The sequence below is a fragment of the Pseudomonas sp. H3_C08 genome (assembly GCF_054669455.1).
The window spans coordinates 3,890,604-3,911,312 of record NZ_CP162803.1 but is presented as its reverse complement, the minus strand read 5'-3'; the positions used below and the strand labels follow the sequence as shown (position 1 = coordinate 3,911,312).

The window sequence follows — 20,709 nt, the reverse complement described above, 5'->3', positions numbered from 1 at the left end:
GTGACTCAGCGAACCGCGCTAACACCGTCCAGGGTCGAGAACGACGTGTCCTTCGCCGTCAGGAGAAAATCCCGCATGTACGGTGCATCGAGCATGTCGGTGCGAATCGCCGCGTATAACGTTGCGAACAAACCTTTTTCCCCCAGCCGTTTACCCTTCACGTAACCGCGCGAGCTGTATTCGTGCAGCGCCCAGTGCGGCATGCCGCAAACACCACGACCACTGGCGACCAGTTGCATCATCATCACCGTCAGTTCCGAAGTGCGCACCTGCGCCGGCTCGATGTCGGCCGGCTCCAGGAAGCGTGTGAAGATGTCGAGACGGTCGCGTTCCACCGGGTAGGTGATCAGCGTTTCCGTCAGCAAGTCTTCGGGGACGATGTACGGCTTGCTCGCCAGCGCATGCTGATTGGCCACGGCAAGCATGGCTTCGTAGGTGAACAGCGGTACATAGGTGATGCCGGCGATTTCCAGTGGATCGGAAGTCACCACCAGATCCAGATCGCCACGCGCCAGCGCCGGCAGCGGTGCGAAGGCGAAACCCGAAGCGAGGTCGAGTTCGACTTCCGGCCAGGCATCGCGGAACTGGTCGATGGTCGGCATCAGCCACTGAAAGCAGCTGTGGCATTCGATGGCCATGTGCAAACGCCCGGCCGTACCACCGGCGAGACGGCCGATATCCCGCTCGGCGGCGCGCAACAGCGGCAGGGTTGCGTCAGCCAGTTGCAGCAAGCGCAAACCGGCGCTGGTGAACCGTACCGGTTTGGTCTTGCGCACGAACAACGCCATGCCCAGGCGTTCCTCAAGCTCCTTGAACTGGTGGGACAGCGCCGACTGCGTCAGGTGCAAACGGTCGGCGGCATCGACCAGGCTGTCGGCTTCACGCAAGGCGTGCAGGGTTTTCAGGTGACGGATTTCAAGCACCGAAGGCTCCATGAGGAAAACTTGTGATAAGCGCAAAGAGGGTGAGTTTGTCTCATGATGATAGCGCTGTCGACATCGACGCGTTCTTTTACGGCAGAACCGCCGAGTGATGGCTCGGCAGTTCTTCCTATGACTACAGTGCCTTATGCTCAGAGTCCCTCGAAATGCCGCAGGGCAATGGACTGTGCAGTGATTCTGGAATCAAGCAGGGTCGGGTCGTCAGCGTGAGTCAGCTTGCGATGCGCCGGCAGTTTCAGGTGGGCTCTTTCGAATTGGCGCAAGGGTCGGGTCGCTGAACGGTAATGGAAATGCACGTACCAGAGTAATTGCGCGGGCTCCTGTGTGAGGTTCCAGACCTCATATTCCTGCAGGTAGTTGGGGCGCCCCTGATGATCAGCCAGTTTTCGGATCGCAAGGGGTTTGCGGATCTCCACCGCGTTCTGTCCGATGAGGTCATCAAGCATGCCGTCGGTGGGCTTTTGACTGGTCATCGAGCGTTGGGTGCGCAAGGCGCGACCTTCGACGATCAGCTCGGCAGCCTGATCGCGCAATTGCTGGATGATCGGTTGCTCTGCCGATTTGGCAGCGATACCGTCGGCACGGGTGGTGAGTTCACTCGCATGACTGTCCATCATGTGCTGCAGGTCGACGGGCAGCATGCCGCGATTGGCGTTGCTCTGCACCGTGGTGCGGTAAGTGGCCACGTTCTCCAGACGTTGCTGTGCCTCGGTTACCAGGGTGGCCAGACTCAGCTCGGCGGGGGAGGGAACTGCCAGGTTTTGCGGGTTGGTCAGGCGCACGACGCCATCGGCGCCATGTTCCCAGATTTCTTCATAGCCTCCAATCCCGGTACTTCTGTATTGACGGGCGTTGGTCAGGTTATCCCATTGCTCCACGCCATGGCGCAATTGGTTGTCATCAGTGATGAACACGCGCTGCAGGGGTCGCCCCGCGACCCTCGGTTCGGGTGGCCTGTTGATAGCGGCACGCGCTCGATCCGCCAGGCGATCAACGCCTTCCAGCAAGGGCTCGACTACGTCCAGATGAAAGAATTGCGGACAGCTGGCGGTCCATACCGCCATCTCGCGCCGATACTCGACGCAAGTGTCGACGCATTCCTGAAGAATGCGATTACGTTGGGCGGTCGTGTTCTGCATGTTCGGCAGGTCGTACTGGCGGTACAGATGCAGATCGATTCTATTGCGCAGGGGCTCTGCCATCGTCACAAAATAGCGCCACGAGGCATCGTAGGGGCTGCCGGCTTTTCTGACGATTTCCAGACGTTGGGAGGTTTTCAGGTACAGCAGGATGGCTTCACTGTGACGGCTGTTAGTGTTATCGACCAGCGCCGACATTTTCGGCCGGTCTTTTGCCAGCATGCGTTCAAACCAGTGATTGACCTGGTCCCTGAGTTCGCCCAACTGATCGAGCTGGTTGACGATCTCGACACGAAACCTGTGTATGTTTTCAATGTGTTTCAAACGTTCAGCCACAGCGTCACCTGGCAGCGCATTGTGTAGCTGCTTCAATCGGTCGATTGCTCGTGTCATGCCATGAATGTTATGCGACAGATGAAAGGCGCGCCGCTGGTAACGATCAGTCAACAGCCATGCGGTCTTGCTTTGCATTTTGGCGACAGCCCTGTGTTTTCTGCCTTGGGTCAGCGCAGTCAACTCGGTCAACGCCTCATAACGTTGCCTGGCCAGTTGGATATCGCCAATGCATGCGGCTTCGGCCGTTGGCAACATGGTCAGGCGTTGCGCTTCCGTGGCTTCGGCGTAGGCATTGATCACCTGGTCACTTTTCGCTCCCCTGAGTTGCAATTGGTCGCCCAAATTGCTAACGGTGGCGGCCAGTTGATGGTGGCGGCGGAAGTTTCGATCTACCAGCCAGCGCGGCAGGCGTTGCCGAATCACCGACGGCCAGTAAGGGTCGAGTGTATCGACCAGGCGCCCACCGACATTGCCACCCCCCACCACGCCACCTTCAAGGGCTGTGCCATAGACGCCAAACCAGGTGTCCCATTGCCCGCTTTCATCCAGTGCGATCGGCTGCTTGTAGGTTTTTCGCGAGTTGCCGGACAGACGCCAGCTGCGCGAATCCCGGCTCAGTTCCACTTGGTAGACGCGGCCCTGACGTTCGATGAAGTCGCCGTCGGCAAGCCGGTAGATCCCGCGGTAGAGGCCGTGGCTGGCCGGTTCTGTGCCGCCCAGGGAAATCGGTTTTTCATAGTCGTAATCCTTGAAGCGCGCCAGCACATGTCGGGCGTGGCGCTGCGACTTGACCTGCAGTGTCGCCACATCGCGCACCACTGCGTGCAGCTGACGCGCCCGCGTCAATGCGCGGGTCGTCCGGGAGAGCGTCGAGGCCGCGGCTTCACCCGGGAGCAGATCCATGAAGGCGTCGATCAGCGACAGCAGCATTGACTCGATTTCCACCAGACCGTCAGCCACGTCACCACGCAAGAACGCGGCGGCTGCCTGATTGGCAGCGGTCCAGGCCTGATAGAGGGCCAGCACACTGCCAACGAAGGGCACCATGCCCAAGGCCATTTTGATGTAGTTGAAGGCGCGCGGGCCTTTCAGGGCGTAGCGCTCGAAGAACAGTTCATCGTTGGAGCGCGACGTGCCGCGATGGGCCTCGATCAAGCGTCCCATGTGCGCATCGAGCAGGTGTGCGGCCAGCGAGGTACTGGCCGGCCAGCGCACACCGACTTCGATGATCGCATCGAAGTTTTTTTCCACGGCCTGACCGATTCGGTTGACATGGGCCCTGACGTTACCTTGCAACGTTCTGTGCGCCAGGTACTCGATCCACTTGTCACTTGCGCACAAGGTGAACAGTCCTTTGCGCGCCGCTTCGAGCGTGTCGTAGCGGCGCAAGAACTGCCCGTCGTGGCTGTCCGGCAGGTACAGCAGGGTGACGCCGCTGATCTGCTCTTCGATGAAGCTGACGCCGGACAGGGTCACCGGGCCTTCGCCGGGGGTGTCCTTGCCGCCGACTTTCAGCGACACCGGCAACAGCACAAGACGCTTGCCGCTGGCTTGCCACGCCTGTGGGGTGTCGGCGTCGATGGCGATGTTCAGCAGTGCCGCTTCATCAGCGCTGAGGTGTTTTTGCAGGCGTGCATTTTCGCTCTGTATTTTCAGCATCAGGCGCCACGGCTCGATCAGGCTTTCCCGACGATGTTGTTTGACGAATGCTGACTCGCTGGCGGCGCCCTGAAAGGCGTCACGGATCTTCTGCTCATAGGCTTTGGGCAGGTCCAGCTCCGGCAGAACCTTGCGCAGATAGGTCAGGTTGATGCCGTTGAGCAGGCGCGTCCGATCCTTTTTATGCGTCGCGGTGATCTCCAGACGCAAGAAGATCAAGCGTTGTGACAGCGAGTCATTGAGCACCGATTGCACGTTATCGATATTGAGCTGGGCCAGGTCCTCCAGTGACATTTTGCTGCGTGCTTTGCTGGGCACAATGGTCGTGATCTTTCTGACGCCACCCGGCCCCGACTCCGGGACCTGTTCGGTTTTGGTCGAGTCGGGCAGTTCGACTTGTATGGAAAAGTCGCCCTCAAGGGAAAAGTCCCTGCGCAATCGGGCGTGCAGATGACGGCGGGTGAAGTCATCACGAGGTTCCAGCGCAAGGGTCATGAGGGCGTGGCTTTGACGCATCGCCGCGACATACGCCTCGATGTTCTGTTTCAGCGCGCTACGCTCGTTTTCCTTGAGTTTGACCAGCCAGCCCGGCAGGTTGCCGGCGAGGGTGCCGCTGCGTTGCTGTTCCTGCAGATGAGTGAAAGCCAGGTGTCTGGCGGCGTGCAGCGGAACCTGAAGATTGGCCAGGCAGCCCTGGCGCAGAACCTCCAGCGCATCAGCCTGTTCGGGTTTGCCGCGCAGGGGTGTGGCTTTCGCTTCGAAGTCGCTCACCAGCGCGTTGAGGCAATAAAGCAACGGGTCGGTGGTGATCGGACTCAGTTGCAGGGCCAGGTCGTTGTCGTCGTCGAGAATCCTGAACACCTCGCGCGCCAGTGTCCGGCGATCGGCAAAGCGTTGCAGGCCACCGCCATTGCCCGGCCAGTAGAGCATCAGACTGGAAGTGTCCGAGAGTGCCGCCTGGCGTCCGATGACGAGTGCGCCCTTGAGCACTTCGCTTTGCGTTGTTGTGATCCCGTCCCTGGTTTCGCTCAGTGACAAGGTCAGGCTGGCCGCCGTGATATCCGTGTCGCGCTCGGCCGCGACGGGGGTGTCCAGCATGGCCTTGAGCAGATCGTGTTCGGCGCTGTCTAGTTGGCCAAGGGTTGCTTGCAGTCTGCCTTCGGCATCCAGGCCGTCCCGGTGTGCCTGACGCAGGGCACTGAGCGCGGTGTTGAAGGTATTCGTGTCGAGGGCCGTTTCGCGGTAAAGCAGGGTTGTGGCAGTGGTCGCGCCAGTTTGTTCGGCGGCTTCCAGCGCTTTGAGGGCGTCCTGGCATTCTCGGTATCGAGAGCCGTCGCTGTCATTGGCCTGCAAGCGCTCAAACGCCTCGCGTTGGCGTTTGAGCGCCGCGTGGCGCACCGCCAGTGGAATCCCGGCGGACAGGCTGCCGAACAGCGGTGTTTCGTCGGTCTCGACATCGCTGGCGGAGTTGAGCGGTTTTGGCGGCGCCGCCACGATGATCGCGCTGCTGCGCTGATGATCAATCAGGTCGACATGCACCAGTGAGCGCGCGCCATGCGCCCTGAGCCCGGGATGGCCTTTGTTGGTATTGCTTAAGGCGTCGAGTTGCGCGTGGTGACGGTCGGCGAACAGATCGCTGGCGCCAGTGACCATCGGGTCAAGCGCTGCGCTGTAGTCAACGCGAAGGATTTCCTTGGGCAGTCCGGTGGGGATCTGTACCTCGCTGGTCAGCCACGTCTGCATGTCTGCGCGGGTGGTGAAGGCCTGGATCGATGTGGCGTTTCCGGGCAGATAAAGCAAAGGCGCCGCCGTGGCCAAATCGCCGACGCTGACGGCCCATGCACCGGGGAGTTTGATTTTGCTGTCGTTGCTCAGCACCAGGGCCAACTTTTCCGTGTGCACAGGTTGACCCTCGATTGTCAGCGCGCCAGCACCTGAATCAATGATCAGTTGCAGCGTTTTGAGTTGCGCCGGGGTAATCGTCTGATGGGCGAGAGCCATGTGCGCAGTGGCTTCGAAATGCTCGCGGTAAAGCTGCGTGGCGCGGGTACGTCGTGACACCGGTGTGCGCGGCGCTCGCGCGTCCCAGAATTCTGCCCAGCGAATCTCGTGGCTTTGGCGTGGGTCGAGGGCTTTGAGTTTTTCCAGGAGCTGCAGGGGCTTCAGGTTGGATAACAGATGGCCCGCGCGGATACCGGTGAGGACACAACGCTGATCCAGATCGGTTTCCAGTGTCGGGTGTTGAACGACAAAGGCACAGGCGTCGGTGAGGCTGACGATGTGCTCCGGCTGGTCAGCGGTGGCCGCAAAGCGCAGGCCGGTCTTTTCGCCGTCCAGTTGCAGTTGTTGGCGCAGCAATTCATTAACGCTGTCGCGCAGGGCCGGGCTGGCGGCAAACAAATCGCGCAAACCCTCGCTGCTGGCGCGCCAGCGTTGGCAAGCCTGCAGCAGCAGGCTGTCATCAATCGTTTTCGGTAGCTGTTCGACGGCCTCGGGCAACGGTGACGGTGCGGGGAGCTCATCCAGAATAAGACGCTCGAGCATGGTGGCGTGACTCGCATTGGCGGGGCGGGGAATCCGTCCCTGAGCGGGTCATTCAAGAGAAATCGCGCAAGGCGATGGCGGTACATAGATATTGTTTGCAACCACCGCCCATGACCACTCGGCACTCTTCATCAAACTGTCATCGAAGTGTGGCAGCGCGCTTGAACAAACTTCATCAGACTCGCGCTCTACTGGGGTTCTGCGTTTCGGTGTTTTTCATGGTCAAGGGTTTTGTATCGGTCGCGGCTGTTCTGGTCGCGATTTTTTTCGGATCGTCGTCTTGGGCGGCGGCGCGTTGCGACGTCAATGTGCCGACCGAGCACGCTGATCTGCAGCAGGTGAGCCTGGCTTACCAGAGCATTGGTCGCGCGTCGGATCCGGCGTTGTTGCTGGTCATGGGCTTGGGTGGACAGTTGATCCACTGGCCGGACGAAGTAGTGGTTGCGCTGTGTCAGCAGGGTTTTCGGGTGATTCGCTATGACAACCGCGACGTCGGTCTGTCGACCTGGCGGCAGGCGCCGGCTGACGCCAATCTGACCTTCGAAGTGCTGCGCTACAAGCTCGGTCTACCGGTGGCAGCGCCTTACAGCCTGACCGACATGGCAGACGACGCGCTGGGCTTGATGGACGCGTTGCATGTCGAGCAATTCCACGTGCTGGGCGCGAGCATGGGCGGGATGATTGCCCAGCACATGGCGGCGATGGCACCGCAGCGGGTCGAGAGTCTGACATTGATCATGACCACCTCGGGCGCCGAAGGTCTGCCGGCACCCAGCGAGGCGCTGGTGCAGTTGTTGTCGCGTCGCGGCGCACCGAATCGACAGGTGGCGCTGGAACAGCAGGCTGATCTGCTGGCCGCGCTGGGCAGCCCGGCGGTCACCGATGATCGCCAGGTCTTGCTGCATCAGGCTGCGCTGTCGTATGACCGCGCGTTCAATCCCGAAGGCGTGAAGCGGCAGATCATGGCGATTCTTGCCGAGCCGAGCCGGGTGGCATTGCTCAATCAATTGCGGGTACCGACGCTGGTGGTGCATGGCACGGCGGATCCGTTGTTGCCGGTGATGCACGGGGTTCATCTGGCGGCGCATATTCGCGGCAGCCAGTTGAAACTGATTCCGGGGTTGGCGCATCGCTTTCAGGAGGCGTTCAAGGAGCCGTTGCTGGCGGCGGTGCTGCCGTATTTGCAGGCGCATCGTGAAGACACTTCGCATTGGGCGCAGATTGAGCCGGTGGTGGGCGGGAATCTGCTGTAACCAAAAGTGGGCGGTGTTGGTTATGGCCCCTTCGCGAGCAGGCTCGCTCCCACAGGGGAATGCGATCTAAATGTGGGAGCGAGCGTGCTCGCGAAGGGGGCACCACAAAATCCGGCCGGGGTGTATCGTGCAAATTTTCCCGCACGATTTCCCCCCCGCGAGGTGTGTGATGAGTTCTGTCTTGAAAATCGATTTTGTCAGCGACGTCTCCTGCCCCTGGTGTGTCGTCGGTTTGCGTGGCCTGTTACAGGCACTGGAGATCCTGCGCAACGAAGTGCAGGCCGAGATCCGTTTTCAGCCGTTCGAACTCAATCCGAAAATGGGCGCAGACGGGCAGAACATTGCTGAGCACATTCAAGAGAAGTACGGCTCGACCCCGGAGCAATCGCAGAAAAATCGCGAAGCCATTCGTGCCCGTGGCGCTGAACTCGGGTTTGCGTTTCGCACTGACGGCAACAGCCGTATCTACAACACTTTTGATGCGCACCGCTTGCTGCACTGGGCCGGTCTCGAAGGTGTGCAACTGCTGTTGAAAGAGGCGCTGTTCAAGGCGTATTTCAGTGAGGGCGGCAATTCGTCGGATCATCGGCAACTGGTGCAGATTGCTGAAGGTGTCGGGCTGAGTCGCCAGCGGGCCGAGGCTGTACTGGCGTCGGACGAATTCGCCGATGAGGTGCGTGAGGAGGAGCAGTTGTGGTTGCAGCGCGGGGTGAGTTCGGTGCCGACCGTGGTGTTCAACGGTCAGTATGCGGTGACGGGCGGGCAACCGGTGGAGACGTTTGTCGGGGCAATCCGGCAGATCATGGCTGAGTCCAAGGGCGGCACTGTCAACTGAAAAGCTAAAAGCCCCTCACCCTAGCCCTCTCCCTGAGGGAGAGGGGACTGATTGGGGGATGCTGGAGTGATACGCCGACGTGAACGTGCTGTACCGAATCCATAATCAACTGGATCTTTCAGGTCAATGTCAGACGCAAGACACCTCGGTCGGCCCCCTCTCCCTCCGGGAGAGGGCTGGGGTGAGGGTGGCTTTTGCACTTAGCCGTGCAGGCGCACCCACACAGTCACCAACACCGTGGCGGCCATCAACCAGGCCACCGCCGCCACCGCCAACGAAGCCTCCAGCCGCAGCCGATCCACCATCACATACAACGTCGCCAGATACACAAAGTACGGAATGATCGACCACATGCCGAACACAATCGTGGTCTTCAAATCCTCAATCGAACGCCCCTTGCCGACGATGTAATGCGCAATCAGCGCAAACGTCGGAAACAGCGGCACCAATCCGGCGATGTAGTAGTTTTTGGTTTTCGACAGCGCCGCGATGATCAGTACTACCGCGGCGCCCAACAGGGCTTTGAAAAACAGATCCACATCGTTCTCGCTTAATGGCTCAACCCGTACTTTTTCACTTTGTCGAACAGCGTGGTCTTGGCCATGCCCAATTCCAGGCTGGCCTGAGTCAGGTTACCGCCGCTGCGTTGCAGGGCGTCGCTGAGCAGGTTGCGCTCGAACGCTTCCACCGCTTCGGCAAACGCCAGGCCTTGTCCGCCACTGCTGGCGCCGGACTTTTTGAACGCCGGCAGGCCGAGGGCAAAACGTTCGGCGACGTTGCGCAGTTCGCGCACATTGCCTGGCCAATCGTGGCTCATCAGGTTCGACAGGGTCTGGTTGTCCAGCTCCGGCAGTGCGCGGTCGAAGCGCAGTGCTGATTGCTGGGTGAAGTGTTCGAACAGTTGCAGGATGTCTTCGCGGCGCTCGCGCAACGGTGGCAGTTCCAGGGTCACGACGTTGAGGCGGTAGTACAGGTCGCTGCGAAACTCGCCAGCCTTGCTCGCTTCGTCGAGGTCGGATTTGGTTGCTGCGATCACCCGGCAATCCACGGCCACGCTCTGGTTCGAGCCGAGACGTTCGAGGGTGCGCTCCTGCAACACGCGCAGCAGTTTGATCTGCAATGGCAGCGGCATGCTTTCCACTTCGTCGAGGAACAGCGTGCCGCCGTCGGCGTGTTCGATCTTGCCGATACGGCGTTTGCCGGCACCGGTAAAGGCGTTGGCCTCGTGGCCGAAAATCTCGCTTTCAAAAAGGTTTTCCGGCAGCCCGCCGCAGTTCAGCGCGACGAATTGCTTGCTGTGGCGACGACTGAAATCGTGCAGGCAGCGGGCGACCAGTTCCTTACCGGTGCCGGTCTCGCCTTCGATCAGCACGTTGGCCGAAGTGTCGGCGACGTTGGCAATCAGTTCGCGCAGGTTCTGCATCGCCGGCGAGCGGCCAATGATCCGCCCCTCAAGGGAGTCGCGCTCGGCCAGTTGCCGGCGCAGCGATGAGACCTCGCGGGCGAGGCTGCGTTGCTCCAGCGCCCGCCGTGCGACGTCGACCAGGCGCTCCGGCGAGAACGGTTTTTCCATGAAGTCATAGGCGCCTTTCTGCATCGCGCCGACGGCCATGGAAATGTCGCCGTGGCCGGTGATCAACACCACCGGCAGGCTGCGATCACGTTGCTTGAGGCGGGTCAGCAGTTCGAGGCCATCGATGCCCGGCAGGCGAATGTCGCTGATGACGATGCCGGCAAAGTTGTCGCCGACGCGCTCCAGCGCTTCTTCCGCACTGCCGACGCCGACACAGGGAATGTCTTCGAGGGTCAGCGCCTGTTGGCAGCCGAGCAGCACATGGGGGTCGTCTTCGACGATCAGCACACTAAGGTCGTGGTTCATATTGGCTCGGCAGGAGTAGGGCTTACCAACGGTAAACTGAGGACGAAGGTGGTGCCACCGCTGGCCGGGTGTTCGACACCCAGATGCCCGCCGGTGGCGGCGGCGAGGCTGGCGGAAAGGGTCAGGCCAAGGCCCAGGCCTTGTTCGCCGGGTTTGGTGGTGAAGAACGGTTCGAACAGATGCTTGCGCGCTTCAGCGTCGATGCCGTGACCGTTGTCACGTACACGCAGGCGATATTTGGCGTTGAATTCTTCACCCTCCAGCCACAGCTCGGGCAGGGGTTGCGCCTGCATGGCGTCGAGGGCATTGCCGATCAGGTTGACCAGAATCTGTTCGAGGCGGGTCTGGTCGATCTGCACCTGGACATCGATGAACTGGCGGTGAATGTTGACCGCCGAACTCTCCAGGCGTGCACCGAGCAATTGCAGCGCAGCCTCCACGGCTTTGCCGAGGCTGGCCTGGCCCTGGTTGTCACCGCGCCGGGCGAACGAACGCAGGCTGGCGGTGATCCGGCCCATGCGGTCGATCAGCTCGTTGATGGTTTTCAGATTGGTGCTGGCGACATCCAGTTGACCTCTTTCGAGGAAGCGCACGGTGTTGCCCGATAGCGTACGCATCGCCGCCAGCGGCTGGTTCAATTCGTGAGCGATGCTGGTCGACATCTGACCGATGGCGGCGAGCTTGCCGGCCTGCACCAGTTCATCCTGCGCACGGCGCAACGTCTCTTCGGCCTGACGCCGTTCGCGGATCTGGCTCTTCAGGCGCTCGTTGCTGGCGCGCAGATCAGTGGTGCGTTCGGTAATCCGACGCTCCAGTTGATTGTTGGCTTCCTGCAAGGCTTCGCGGGCGGCGAGACGGGTGGCGATGACCTTGCGCCGCTCGTTCCAGGCGATCAACAGGAATGCCACCAGCGCAAACGCGACGGCGACCAGAATTCCTTGGTTGATGGCTTCGCGGCGCAGGTCCTGCAACGGCGTGAGCAGGGTGAAATTCCACGGTGTGTCGCTCAGTGGCCGGGTCTGTGCCAGATAGCTGATGTCGTCATCGTCGGAGCGCACTTCGCTGTTGGCGGGGAAGGTCAGTTTTTCCACGCCTTCGGACAGGGTTTCCCGGGCCAGCGGTTGCAGTTCGTTGAGCGGGAACCAGTAGTACTGCAGGCTGCGGGCGAGTTTTTCTTTGGTTTCGTCGGTGAGCGGGATCACTGACTTGAGGCGTCGGGCCGGATCGCTGGAGAGAATGATGATGCCGTTCTCATCGCTGACAAAGGCTTCTAGGCGTGCGCGTTGCCAGCGTTCTTCCATGGCTTCCAGGCGCACTTTGACCACGGCGACGCCGATGATCTTGCCATGCTCTTCGAGGCCGTGGGCGAGGTAATAGCCGGGCTCGCCGTTGGTGCTGCCGATGCCGTAGAAACGCCCCGGCTCGCCGCGTACGGCTTTCTGGAAATAGGCGCGGAAGGACAGGTCTTCACCGAGATAACTGTCGACATCGCGCCAGTTGCTGGTGGCCATGACACGGCCGGTGGTGTCCATCACGTAGATGGCCCGACTGCGACTGCGCCGGTTCAGGCCTTCAAGGTAATCGTTGACCGTTCGCCGGTGTTCCGGGGTCGGATCGGCCAGCAACTGCGACACACTGGTTTCGAGTTCCAGCAGGCTGGGCAGGTAGGTGTATTTGCTGATTTCGCTTTCGACGGCGCGGGCGTTCAGTTCGAGCTGACGCTGACCGTTTTCACTGAGGCTGCGAATGCCAAAATGCTCACTGGTCCAGAAGCCGGCGTAACCCAGCCCGATCATCAGGATGATGACCAGCGGCGGCAGAAACAGATGGCGAATCAGACGAGGCTTCACGGCAAGTGATGGCGGCGCGGCGCGATAGAGATTGGGGTCGCATTTCATCACAGTTGCCTTGGGTCAACCACCACACTTGCAGGCTCACCGCTGTCCCTGTGGGAGCGAGCTTGCTCGCGAAGAGGCCGGATCAGTCAACATCAATGTTGAATGTCAGTCCGCTTTCGCGAGCAAGCTCGCTCTCACAGGGATAAGTGTGATGGCGCAAGTACTCGGTTTTAGTGCTGCAGGATTTTCTCGAGGAAGTGCTGCGCGCGTTCGGAGCGGGCGCTGATGTCGCCGAAGAATTCCTCTTTCGGGCAGTCTTCGATGATCTTGCCGGCGTCCATGAAGATCACCCGGTCAGCCACTTTGCGCGCAAAGCCCATTTCGTGGGTTACGCACATCATGGTCATGCCTTCGTGGGCCAGTTGCACCATCACGTCGAGCACTTCGTTGACCATCTCCGGGTCGAGCGCCGAGGTCGGTTCGTCGAACAGCATGACGATCGGGTCCATCGCCAGCGCACGGGCAATCGCCACACGCTGTTGCTGACCACCGGACAATTGCCCCGGATGTTTGTGGGCGTGAGCGGACAAGCCGACGCGCTCGAGCAATTGCAGACCTTTCTTGGTCGCCTCTTCCTTGCTGCGGCCCAACACCTTGATCTGCGCGATGGTCAGGTTTTCGGTGATGGTCAGGTGCGGGAACAGTTCGAAATGCTGGAACACCATGCCCACGCGCGAGCGCAGTTTCGGCAGGTTGGTCTTCGAGTCGGCAATCGAGGTGCCGTCGACGACGATGTCGCCTTTCTGGAACGGCTCCAGCGCATTGACGCATTTGATCAGGGTCGATTTGCCGGAACCCGACGGGCCGCAGACCACGATCACTTCGCCTTTTTTGACCTCGGTGCTGCAATCAGTCAGCACCTGGAAGTCCCCATACCACTTGTTGATGTTCTTGATAGAGATCATACGGCGAACCTTTTTTGCAGACGCTTGACCAGCAGCGAGGCGGAAAAGCTGATGATGAAGTAGACGACACCGGCGAAGATCAGGAACTCGTTGGACCGGCCAATGATGTCGCCGCTGGAGCGGGCGGAGTTGAGGAAGTCCACCAGACCCACGGTGTAGACCAGCGAGGTGTCCTGAAACAGGATGATCGACTGTTGCAGCAGCAACGGGGTCATCTTGCGGAACGCCTGGGGCAGGATGATCAGACGCATGGTCTGGCCATAGGTCATGCCCATCGCTTGCGCGGCGGCCATCTGGCCTTTGGGGATCGACTGCACACCGGCGCGGACGATCTCGCAGAAGTACGCGGCTTCGAACATCATGAAGGCCACGACGCAGGAGGTGAACGCACCGATCGGCGTGTCTTCACCGGTGATCCAGCGCAGCACGAACGGCACCGCCAGGTAGAACCAGGTGATCACCAGCAGGAGCGGGATCGAACGGAAGTAGTTCACATAAGCGCCGGCCACCCGCGACAGCAGTTTGCTCGACGACAGGCGCATCAGTGCGAGGATGGTCCCCAGCACGATGCCGCCGACCACGCCCATGACCATCAACTGCAAGGTCATGACCATGCCGTTCCACAGGCCCGGGATGGCGGGGATGATGCCGCTGAAATCGAAGTCCATTATTTACCCCCCACGGAGATCAGGCCGGGCACTGCGACTTTCTTCTCGACCATGCGCATCAGCAACATCAGGCTCATGTTCAGGGTGAAGTAGATCAGCGTGGCCAGGGTGAAGGCTTCAAACAGGTTGGCCGAGAACTCAGCGGTCTGTTTGGTTTGCGCCAGCAGTTCCATCAAACCGATCAGGGACGCCACGGAGGAGTTCTTGAAGACGTTGAGGAATTCCGAGGTAAGCGGCGGAATGATGATCCGGTAGGCCTGGGGCAGCAGCACGTTCCAGTAGATCTGCGGCAGTTTGAAGCCCATGGCGCGAGCAGCGGATTCCTGGCCGCGTGGCAGCGCCTGAATGCCAGTACGCACTTGCTCGCAGACACGGGCGGCGGTGAACAGGCCCAGGCACACGACAACGCTCAGATAAGCCGAGGTGGTCGGGTTGAGGTCCTGTTTGTACCAGTCCTGCAGGTTTTGCGGTAGCAGGTCGGGCACCAGGAAGTACCAGATGAACAGTTGCACCAGCAGCGGCACGTTACGGAACAGCTCGACGTAGCAGGTCGCGATGCCCGATACGATGCGGTTCGGCACCGTACGCATGACGCCCAGAATGGAGCCCAGCAGCAAGGCGATGATCCACGCCACGATGGCGATGGCAATGGTCCAGCCCAAACCGGTGACGTACCAGTCGAGATAAGTCTCGCTGCCGACGCCGGTGGACTTGAAGAACACGCCCCAGTCCCAGTTGTAATTCATTAGGGTCTCCCCTCGAGATCGATCGATGTACAAGCACCCGCTTGGGGAAGATCCTTTCCCGCCTGACGCTGAACGTCAGGCACACGCGATCGGCTCGGAAACCGCCAGGTCGAGTGTTCCACAGTGAAGCCCGCAGGTAGTAACAGACGCCTGAGGGAGAGTGGCCTCCCTCAGGCAATAAGGTTAGTCAGGAATCAGATTTTTACGTCAGGCGCCGGCTTGTCGCTCGGGTTGGCGATCAGATCTTTTACCTTGTCGCTCATCGGGAAGTTCAGGTTCAGGCCTTTTGGTGGAACCGGGCTTTCGAACCACTTGCTGTAGATCTTGTTGATCTCGCCAGACTTGTACAGGGCGACGATGGCGTCATCGACAGCTTTCTTGAAGGCCGGGTCGTCTTTGCGAACCATGCACGCGTAGGCTTCGAAGGACTGCGGAGTACCGGTAATGATCCAGTCAGCCGGCTTCTTGGCCTTGGCTTCTTCGCCGGCCAGCAGGGCGTCGTCCATCATGAAGGCTACGGCGCGGCCGCTTTCCAGCATGTTGAAGGATTCGCCGTGGTCTTTGGCGGAGATGATGTTCATGCCCATCTGCTTGTCGGCGTTCATCGCTTTGATGATGCGCTCGGACGTGGTGCCCGCGGTGGTCACGACGTTTTTGCCTTTGAGGTCGGCAAAGTCAGCGTAGGAAGGCTTGCCATCCTTGTCTTTCTTGACCAGCAGACGGGTGCCGATTTCGAAGATGTTGACGGTGAAGTCGACTTGCTGGGCGCGTTCGGCGTTGTTGGTGGTGGAACCGCACTCGATATCCGCGGTGCCGTTCTGGATCAGCGGGATACGGGTTTGCGAGGTTACCAGGTTGTACTTGACCTGCAGGTCTGGCTTGTTCAGGTCTTTTTTCAGGGCTTCAACGATGGCCACTTGAATGTCGTGGGAGTAGCCCACTGGTTTGCCGGAAGCATCCGCGATGTAGGAAAACGGAATGGAGCTGTCGCGGTGAGCGAGCGTGATGGTGCCCGAATCGTTGATTTTCTTCAGGGTGCCGGTGAGTTCGGCGGCGAAAACTGGCGTGCTGATCAGAGCGGCCGCAATGGCTGCGCCCAGGATATGGGGAACGATGCGCATCAAATTTTCCTCGAATTGTTTTTTTTATGGAGCCAGTTCGTCGGCCCTTTTGTGCTTCGAATGCCTGACGGCTCCTGAAGTGTTGGCACAACAAGCATTCGTCGAGAGAGTGTAGAGCATGACTCGTGCCAGACCAGGGTTATGTACTTAACTTTATGATTTATAACGTTATTAAAGTTTTGTGATGGTTTGTTTTGGCGTAACTGATCCGGTTTACCGAATCGACCGGGAAGTCGCGTTCGGAAAGCCGAACGATCAAAAGCCCCTCACCCTAACCCTCCGAAACGTCGGACCGCCCAGAGGGAGAGGGGACTGAACGCGGCGACTGGGCGAGATGCACCGACCTGAGATACCGAGTCGAACTCAGAATTTGAACCTCATGAAGATCGGCTCCCTTCCCCCTCTACCCCCTGGGGGCGGTCCGACGTTTCGGGAGGGCTGGGGTGAGGGGGAAGAGATCTAACTGACCCAATCAAATTTTGCAGAGCCCACAAAACAAAAAAGCCCCTGAATCTCTCAATTCAGGGGCTTTCGTTTAAGCGATGTTCACATCACGCCGCTTCAATCTTGCTACGGTTCTGCTCAACCTTACCCAGATACGCCGCAAGCTTCTCCTGCTCGGCCGGAGTGGTAAACAGCCCCAGCTTGCTACGACGCCACAGAATGTCATGCGCCGTGGTTGCCCACTCTTCGCTGCACAGGTAATCGACTTCGCGGGTGTAGAGCCCGCCGCCGATGTGTTCGCCCATGTCCGCAAGGCTTTCCACACCTTCAAGCATGCGCCAGGTCCGGCTGCCGTAGGTGGTGGCCCAGCGGCGGGCGATCTCGGTCGGCACGAAGTCGAACTTGTCGCGGATCTGCGCGCACAAGGCTTGCGGGGTGGTCATGTCCTCGCCGCCAGGCAGGGTAGCGGTGGCGGTCCAGCTCGGGCGCATCTGGGTGAAGAACGGCATCAACTGCGCCATCGCCGACTCGGCGAGTTTGCGGTAAGTGGTCAGCTTGCCGCCGAACACCGACAATAGCGGTGCCTCTTCAGTGCTGCCCGACAAGGCCAGGGTGTAATCACGGGTGACGGCCGACGGGTTGTCGGATTCGTCGTTGCACAGTGGGCGTACGCCCGAGTAGCTGTGCTGGATGTCGTCACGGCTGATCTGCTGCTTGAAGTGGGCGTTGACCACTTTCAACAGGTAGTCGGTTTCGGCGTCGGTGATTGCCACTTTCGCCGGATCGCCGGTGTACTCACGATCGGTGGTGCCGATCAGGGTGAAGTGGTTCAAGTACGGAATGGTGAAGACGATGCGCTGATCTTCGTTTTGCAGAATGTGCGCGTGATCGCCTTCATACAACTTCGGCACGATGATGTGGCTGCCCTGGATCAAACGGATGCCGTACGGCGATTCCATCTTCAGGTCGTCACGAATGAACTTGGCAACCCACGGGCCGGCGGCGTTCACCAGCGCTTTGGCGGTGATCGAAAACAGACTGCCGTCGGCACGTTCCAGATGCAGGTGCCACAGACCTTTGGTGCGACGGGCGCTGACGCACCGGGTCTGGGTGTGCACGTGAGCGCCTTTTTCGCGGGCGGCCATGGCGTTCAAGACAACGAGGCGGGCGTCATCGACCCAGCAGTCGGAGTATTCGAAGCCTTTCTTGATTTCGCTTTTCAGTGCGCTGTCGGCGCCGAACTTGAGGCTTTTCGAACCTGGCAGTTTTTCGCGCTTGCCGAGGTTGTCATACAGGAACAGGCCAGCGCGGATCATCCACGCCGGGCGCAGGTGTGGACGGTGCGGCAACACGAAGCGCATCGGTTTGACGATATGCGGCGCCTTGGCCAGCAACACTTCGCGCTCAGCCAGCGCTTCACGCACCAGACGGAATTCGTAATGTTCGAGGTAGCGCAGGCCGCCGTGGATCAGCTTGCTGCTGGCCGACGAGGTGTGGCTGGCCAGATCGTCTTTTTCGCAAAGGAACACCGAAAGCCCGCGACCGGCGGCATCCGCTGCGATCCCCACGCCATTGATCCCGCCGCCAATGACGGCGATGTCGTAGATCTCGGAGATTGGGGGCGTACGCAAGGTAGAGGTGGACATCGGCTGGCCTCGGGTTCTTTTGATTTTCTATATTGGAAATCGAACATGAATGTTCATTTGCGAAAATGGTAGCCCATAAACACCCGCGCAGCCAGTCACGTTCGATTGAAAAAACTCATCGAAGGGCAGTTAAAAGAAAATTTTCGAACATTAAATGCGCGAAGGGGCGCTAGAGGTGTGCTGTTTACTCGATTGCCTTCGCGAGCAGGCTCGCTCCCACAGTTTGAAATGCATTCCAATGTGGGAGCGAGCCGGCTCCGGGCGGCGATCCGACGAAGGCGTCAGTACAGACAATGAAGAGAAGGGTAGTTAAACGACTTCCAGGCGAATCTTGTGCTGACTCAACAACTGCGCCAGCGCCGGCACCGGCTGCTGATCGGTTACAAGGCAATCAATCAGACTGATCGGCCCCAACCGAATCATCGCGTTACGCCCGAACTTGCTGGAGTCCGCCGCCAGAATCACCTGCCGCGCATTGGCAATGATCGCCTGCGACACCCGCACTTCCTGATAATCGAAATCCAGCAAGCTGCCGTCTTCATCAATACCGCTGATCCCGACCAGGGCGAAATCAACTTTGAACTGATTGATGAAATCCACGCTCGCCTGACCGACCACGCCGCCATCACGGCGCACATTGCCGCCGGTCAGCAGCACATCGAAATCATCCTTGGCACTGAGCATCGACGCCACATGCAGGTTGTTGGTGATGATCTTCAGATGATTGTGGTTGAGCAGGGCGCGGGCAATCGATTCGGTGGTGGTGCCGATGTTGATGAACAGCGAGGCGTGATCGGGGATCTGGGCGGCGATGGCTTCACCGATGCGTTGTTTTTCATCGCGCATCTGGTCGGCGCGCATCGCATAGGCAGTGTTTTCGACGCTGGAATCGTAGGCTGCGCCGCCATGGTAGCGACGCAACAGATTGGCTTCCGCGAGCTGATTGATGTCGCGGCGGATGGTTTGCGGGGTAACAACGAACAGCGTGGCCATTTCCTCGATGCTCACATAGCCGCGTTCGCGGACCAGCTCGAGGATTTGCTGCTGACGGGGAGGCAGATTCATGGGGCTTCCTTTGGGCTGCCGTGCAAAATTTGCCCATGATGCCGCAGGAATCCGCTCCCGACCAGTTAGATGCCTATCTGGATCTGAAGGTTGGCTTATTCAGCGTCTTCACGCGCCCAGTCACGGGTGCGGCTGACGGCTTTTTTCCAGCCTTTGTACAGCTTCTCTTTCTCGGTTTCGTCCAGGCTCGGCTCGAACTCACGCTCGATCACCGCTTTACCACGCAGTTCGTCCAGGCTGCCCCAGAAACCGCACGCCAGACCGGCCAGATACGCGGCGCCAAGTGCCGTGGTTTCGCGCATTTGCGGACGCTCGACCTGCGTGCCGAGGATGTCGGCCTGGAACTGCATGAGGAAGTTGTTCGCCACCGCGCCGCCGTCCACGCGCAGGGCTTTGAGGCGTTCGCCGGAGTCTTGCTGCATGGCGTCGAGCACGTCGCGAGTCTGGTAAGCGATCGACTCAAGTGCGGCGCGGATGATGTGATCCACGCGCACGCCGCGAGTCAGGCCGAACAGCGCGCCACGGGCATATGGGTCCCAGTACGGCGCGCCCAGACCGGTGAAGGCCGGCACCAGGTACACGCCGTTGCTGTCCTTCACTTTATTGGCGAAGTATTCGGTGTCGTGGGCGTCGTTGATGATTTTCAATTCATCGCGCAGCCACTGCACGGTCGAACCGCCGTTGAACACCGCGCCTTCCAGCGCATAAGCCACTTCGCCACGCGGGCCGCAAGCGATGGTGGTGAGCATGCCGTGCTGGGATTTCACCGCTTTGTCGCCGGTGTTCATCAGCAGGAAGCAGCCGGTGCCGTAGGTATTTTTCGCTTGACCCGGCTCCACGCACATCTGCCCGAACAATGCGGCTTGCTGGTCACCGGCGATACCGCCGATGGCAATGCCGCTCTTGGTGCGGCCGTAGATTTCCGAAGAAGCCTTCACTTCCGGAAGCATCTCGCGCGGGATGTCGAGGATTTCCAGCATCTTCGAATCCCATTCCAGCGAATGGATATTGAAGAGCATGGTGCGCGAGGCGTTGGTGTAGTCGGTGACGTGCACCTTGCCGCCGGTGAATTTCCAGATCAGCCAGCTATCGACGGTGCCGAACAGCAGTTCGCCGTTGCGCGCTCGTTCGCGGCTGCCTTCGACGTTGTCGAGGATCCACTTCAGTTTGGTGCCGGAGAAGTACGGGTCGGTGACCAGACCGGTGTTGTCGCGGATGTAGTCTTCGTGGCCATCGCGCTTGAGCTGCTGGCAGATCTCGGTGCTGCGGCGGCACTGCCAGACGATGGCGTTGTACACCGGGCGGCCGGTTGTCTTGTCCCAGACCACGGTGGTTTCACGCTGGTTGGTGATGCCGATGGCAGCCACCTGATCGTGATGCAGGCCAGCCTGGGCCAGCGCTTCAACCATCACCGCGCTCTGGGTGGCGAAGATTTCCATCGGGTCGTGTTCAACCCAACCGGCTTGCGGGTAATGCTGGGCGAATTCGCGCTGCGCGGTGCAGACCACGTTCGCGTCGCGGTCGAAAATGATCGCGCGGGAGCTGGTCGTACCCTGATCGAGGGCAATGATGTAGTTCTTATTCTGAATGTCGGTCATGTCGATTGCCTTGGACGAAATAAGGGAGAGTG

At 59.9% G+C, this 20,709-nt stretch carries 14 protein-coding genes; 2 read left to right on the top strand and 12 right to left on the bottom strand.

Annotated elements, in window-relative coordinates; genetic code table 11:
• Positions 1–5 precede the first annotated feature (5 nt).
• Complete coding sequence (gene metR, locus AB4N74_RS17865; protein ID WP_007916739.1) at positions 6–923, bottom strand: transcriptional regulator MetR; 918 nt, start codon at positions 921–923, stop codon at positions 6–8.
• A 149-nt stretch (positions 924–1,072) separates the two neighbouring features.
• Positions 1,073–6,619, bottom strand: coding sequence for a dermonecrotic toxin domain-containing protein (locus AB4N74_RS17860; RefSeq protein ID WP_460096777.1), 5,547 nt, complete (start codon positions 6,617–6,619; stop codon positions 1,073–1,075).
• Positions 6,620–6,837: 218 nt separating this feature from the next.
• Between AB4N74_RS17860 and AB4N74_RS17855 the strand changes: the two genes are divergently transcribed.
• Both AB4N74_RS17855 and AB4N74_RS17850 read left to right on the top strand, forming a co-directional pair.
• Positions 6,838–7,872: an alpha/beta fold hydrolase gene (locus AB4N74_RS17855; RefSeq protein WP_460101178.1), complete on the top strand. Its 1,035-nt coding sequence runs from the start codon at positions 6,838–6,840 to the stop codon at positions 7,870–7,872.
• Positions 7,873–8,041: 169 nt separating this feature from the next.
• Positions 8,042–8,707: a DsbA family oxidoreductase gene (locus AB4N74_RS17850; RefSeq protein WP_460096775.1), complete on the top strand. Its 666-nt coding sequence runs from the start codon at positions 8,042–8,044 to the stop codon at positions 8,705–8,707.
• Positions 8,708–8,907: 200 nt separating this feature from the next.
• On the opposite strand, the gene AB4N74_RS17845 is transcribed toward AB4N74_RS17850, so the two are convergent.
• The 10 genes from AB4N74_RS17845 to glpK all read right to left on the bottom strand — a co-directional run bounded on the left by AB4N74_RS17845 (position 8,908) and on the right by glpK (position 20,677).
• Complete coding sequence (locus tag AB4N74_RS17845) at positions 8,908–9,246, bottom strand: GlpM family protein (protein ID WP_095048299.1); 339 nt, start codon at positions 9,244–9,246, stop codon at positions 8,908–8,910.
• Positions 9,247–9,257: 11 nt separating this feature from the next.
• Positions 9,258–10,538, bottom strand: a complete 1,281-nt coding sequence (gene aauR, locus AB4N74_RS17840; protein WP_238539501.1) for a two-component response regulator AauR — start codon at positions 10,536–10,538, stop codon at positions 9,258–9,260.
• 44 nt (positions 10,539–10,582) lie between these two features.
• Positions 10,583–12,484 (bottom strand): two-component sensor histidine kinase AauS, encoded by a 1,902-nt coding sequence (gene aauS / locus AB4N74_RS17835; protein ID WP_093430589.1) that lies wholly within the window; start codon positions 12,482–12,484, stop codon positions 10,583–10,585.
• Positions 12,485–12,654: 170 nt separating this feature from the next.
• Positions 12,655–13,389: an amino acid ABC transporter ATP-binding protein gene (locus tag AB4N74_RS17830; RefSeq protein ID WP_007963947.1), complete on the bottom strand. Its 735-nt coding sequence runs from the start codon at positions 13,387–13,389 to the stop codon at positions 12,655–12,657.
• Positions 13,386–14,057, bottom strand: coding sequence for an amino acid ABC transporter permease (locus AB4N74_RS17825; RefSeq protein ID WP_003227756.1), 672 nt, complete (start codon positions 14,055–14,057; stop codon positions 13,386–13,388). The genes AB4N74_RS17830 and AB4N74_RS17825 overlap by 4 nt, the downstream gene beginning before the upstream one ends.
• On the bottom strand, positions 14,057–14,803 hold the full coding sequence (locus AB4N74_RS17820) for an amino acid ABC transporter permease (protein WP_016986630.1): 747 nt from the start codon (positions 14,801–14,803) through the stop codon (positions 14,057–14,059). Before AB4N74_RS17820 ends, AB4N74_RS17825 begins: the two co-directional genes overlap by 1 nt.
• Positions 14,804–14,997: 194 nt before the next feature.
• On the bottom strand, positions 14,998–15,924 hold the full coding sequence (locus tag AB4N74_RS17815) for a glutamate/aspartate ABC transporter substrate-binding protein (protein ID WP_077574373.1): 927 nt from the start codon (positions 15,922–15,924) through the stop codon (positions 14,998–15,000).
• 551 nt (positions 15,925–16,475) lie between these two features.
• On the bottom strand, positions 16,476–18,014 hold the full coding sequence (gene glpD / locus AB4N74_RS17810; RefSeq protein WP_093430587.1) for a glycerol-3-phosphate dehydrogenase: 1,539 nt from the start codon (positions 18,012–18,014) through the stop codon (positions 16,476–16,478).
• 309 nt (positions 18,015–18,323) lie between these two features.
• Positions 18,324–19,079 (bottom strand): DeoR/GlpR family transcriptional regulator, encoded by a 756-nt coding sequence (locus tag AB4N74_RS17805; protein ID WP_007916700.1) that lies wholly within the window; start codon positions 19,077–19,079, stop codon positions 18,324–18,326.
• A gap of 95 nt (positions 19,080–19,174) precedes the next feature.
• Positions 19,175–20,677 carry a glycerol kinase GlpK gene (gene glpK / locus AB4N74_RS17800; protein ID WP_093430586.1) on the bottom strand — a complete coding sequence of 501 codons (1,503 nt, stop codon included), beginning with the start codon at positions 20,675–20,677 and terminating at the stop codon, positions 19,175–19,177.
• Positions 20,678–20,709 lie beyond the last annotated feature (32 nt).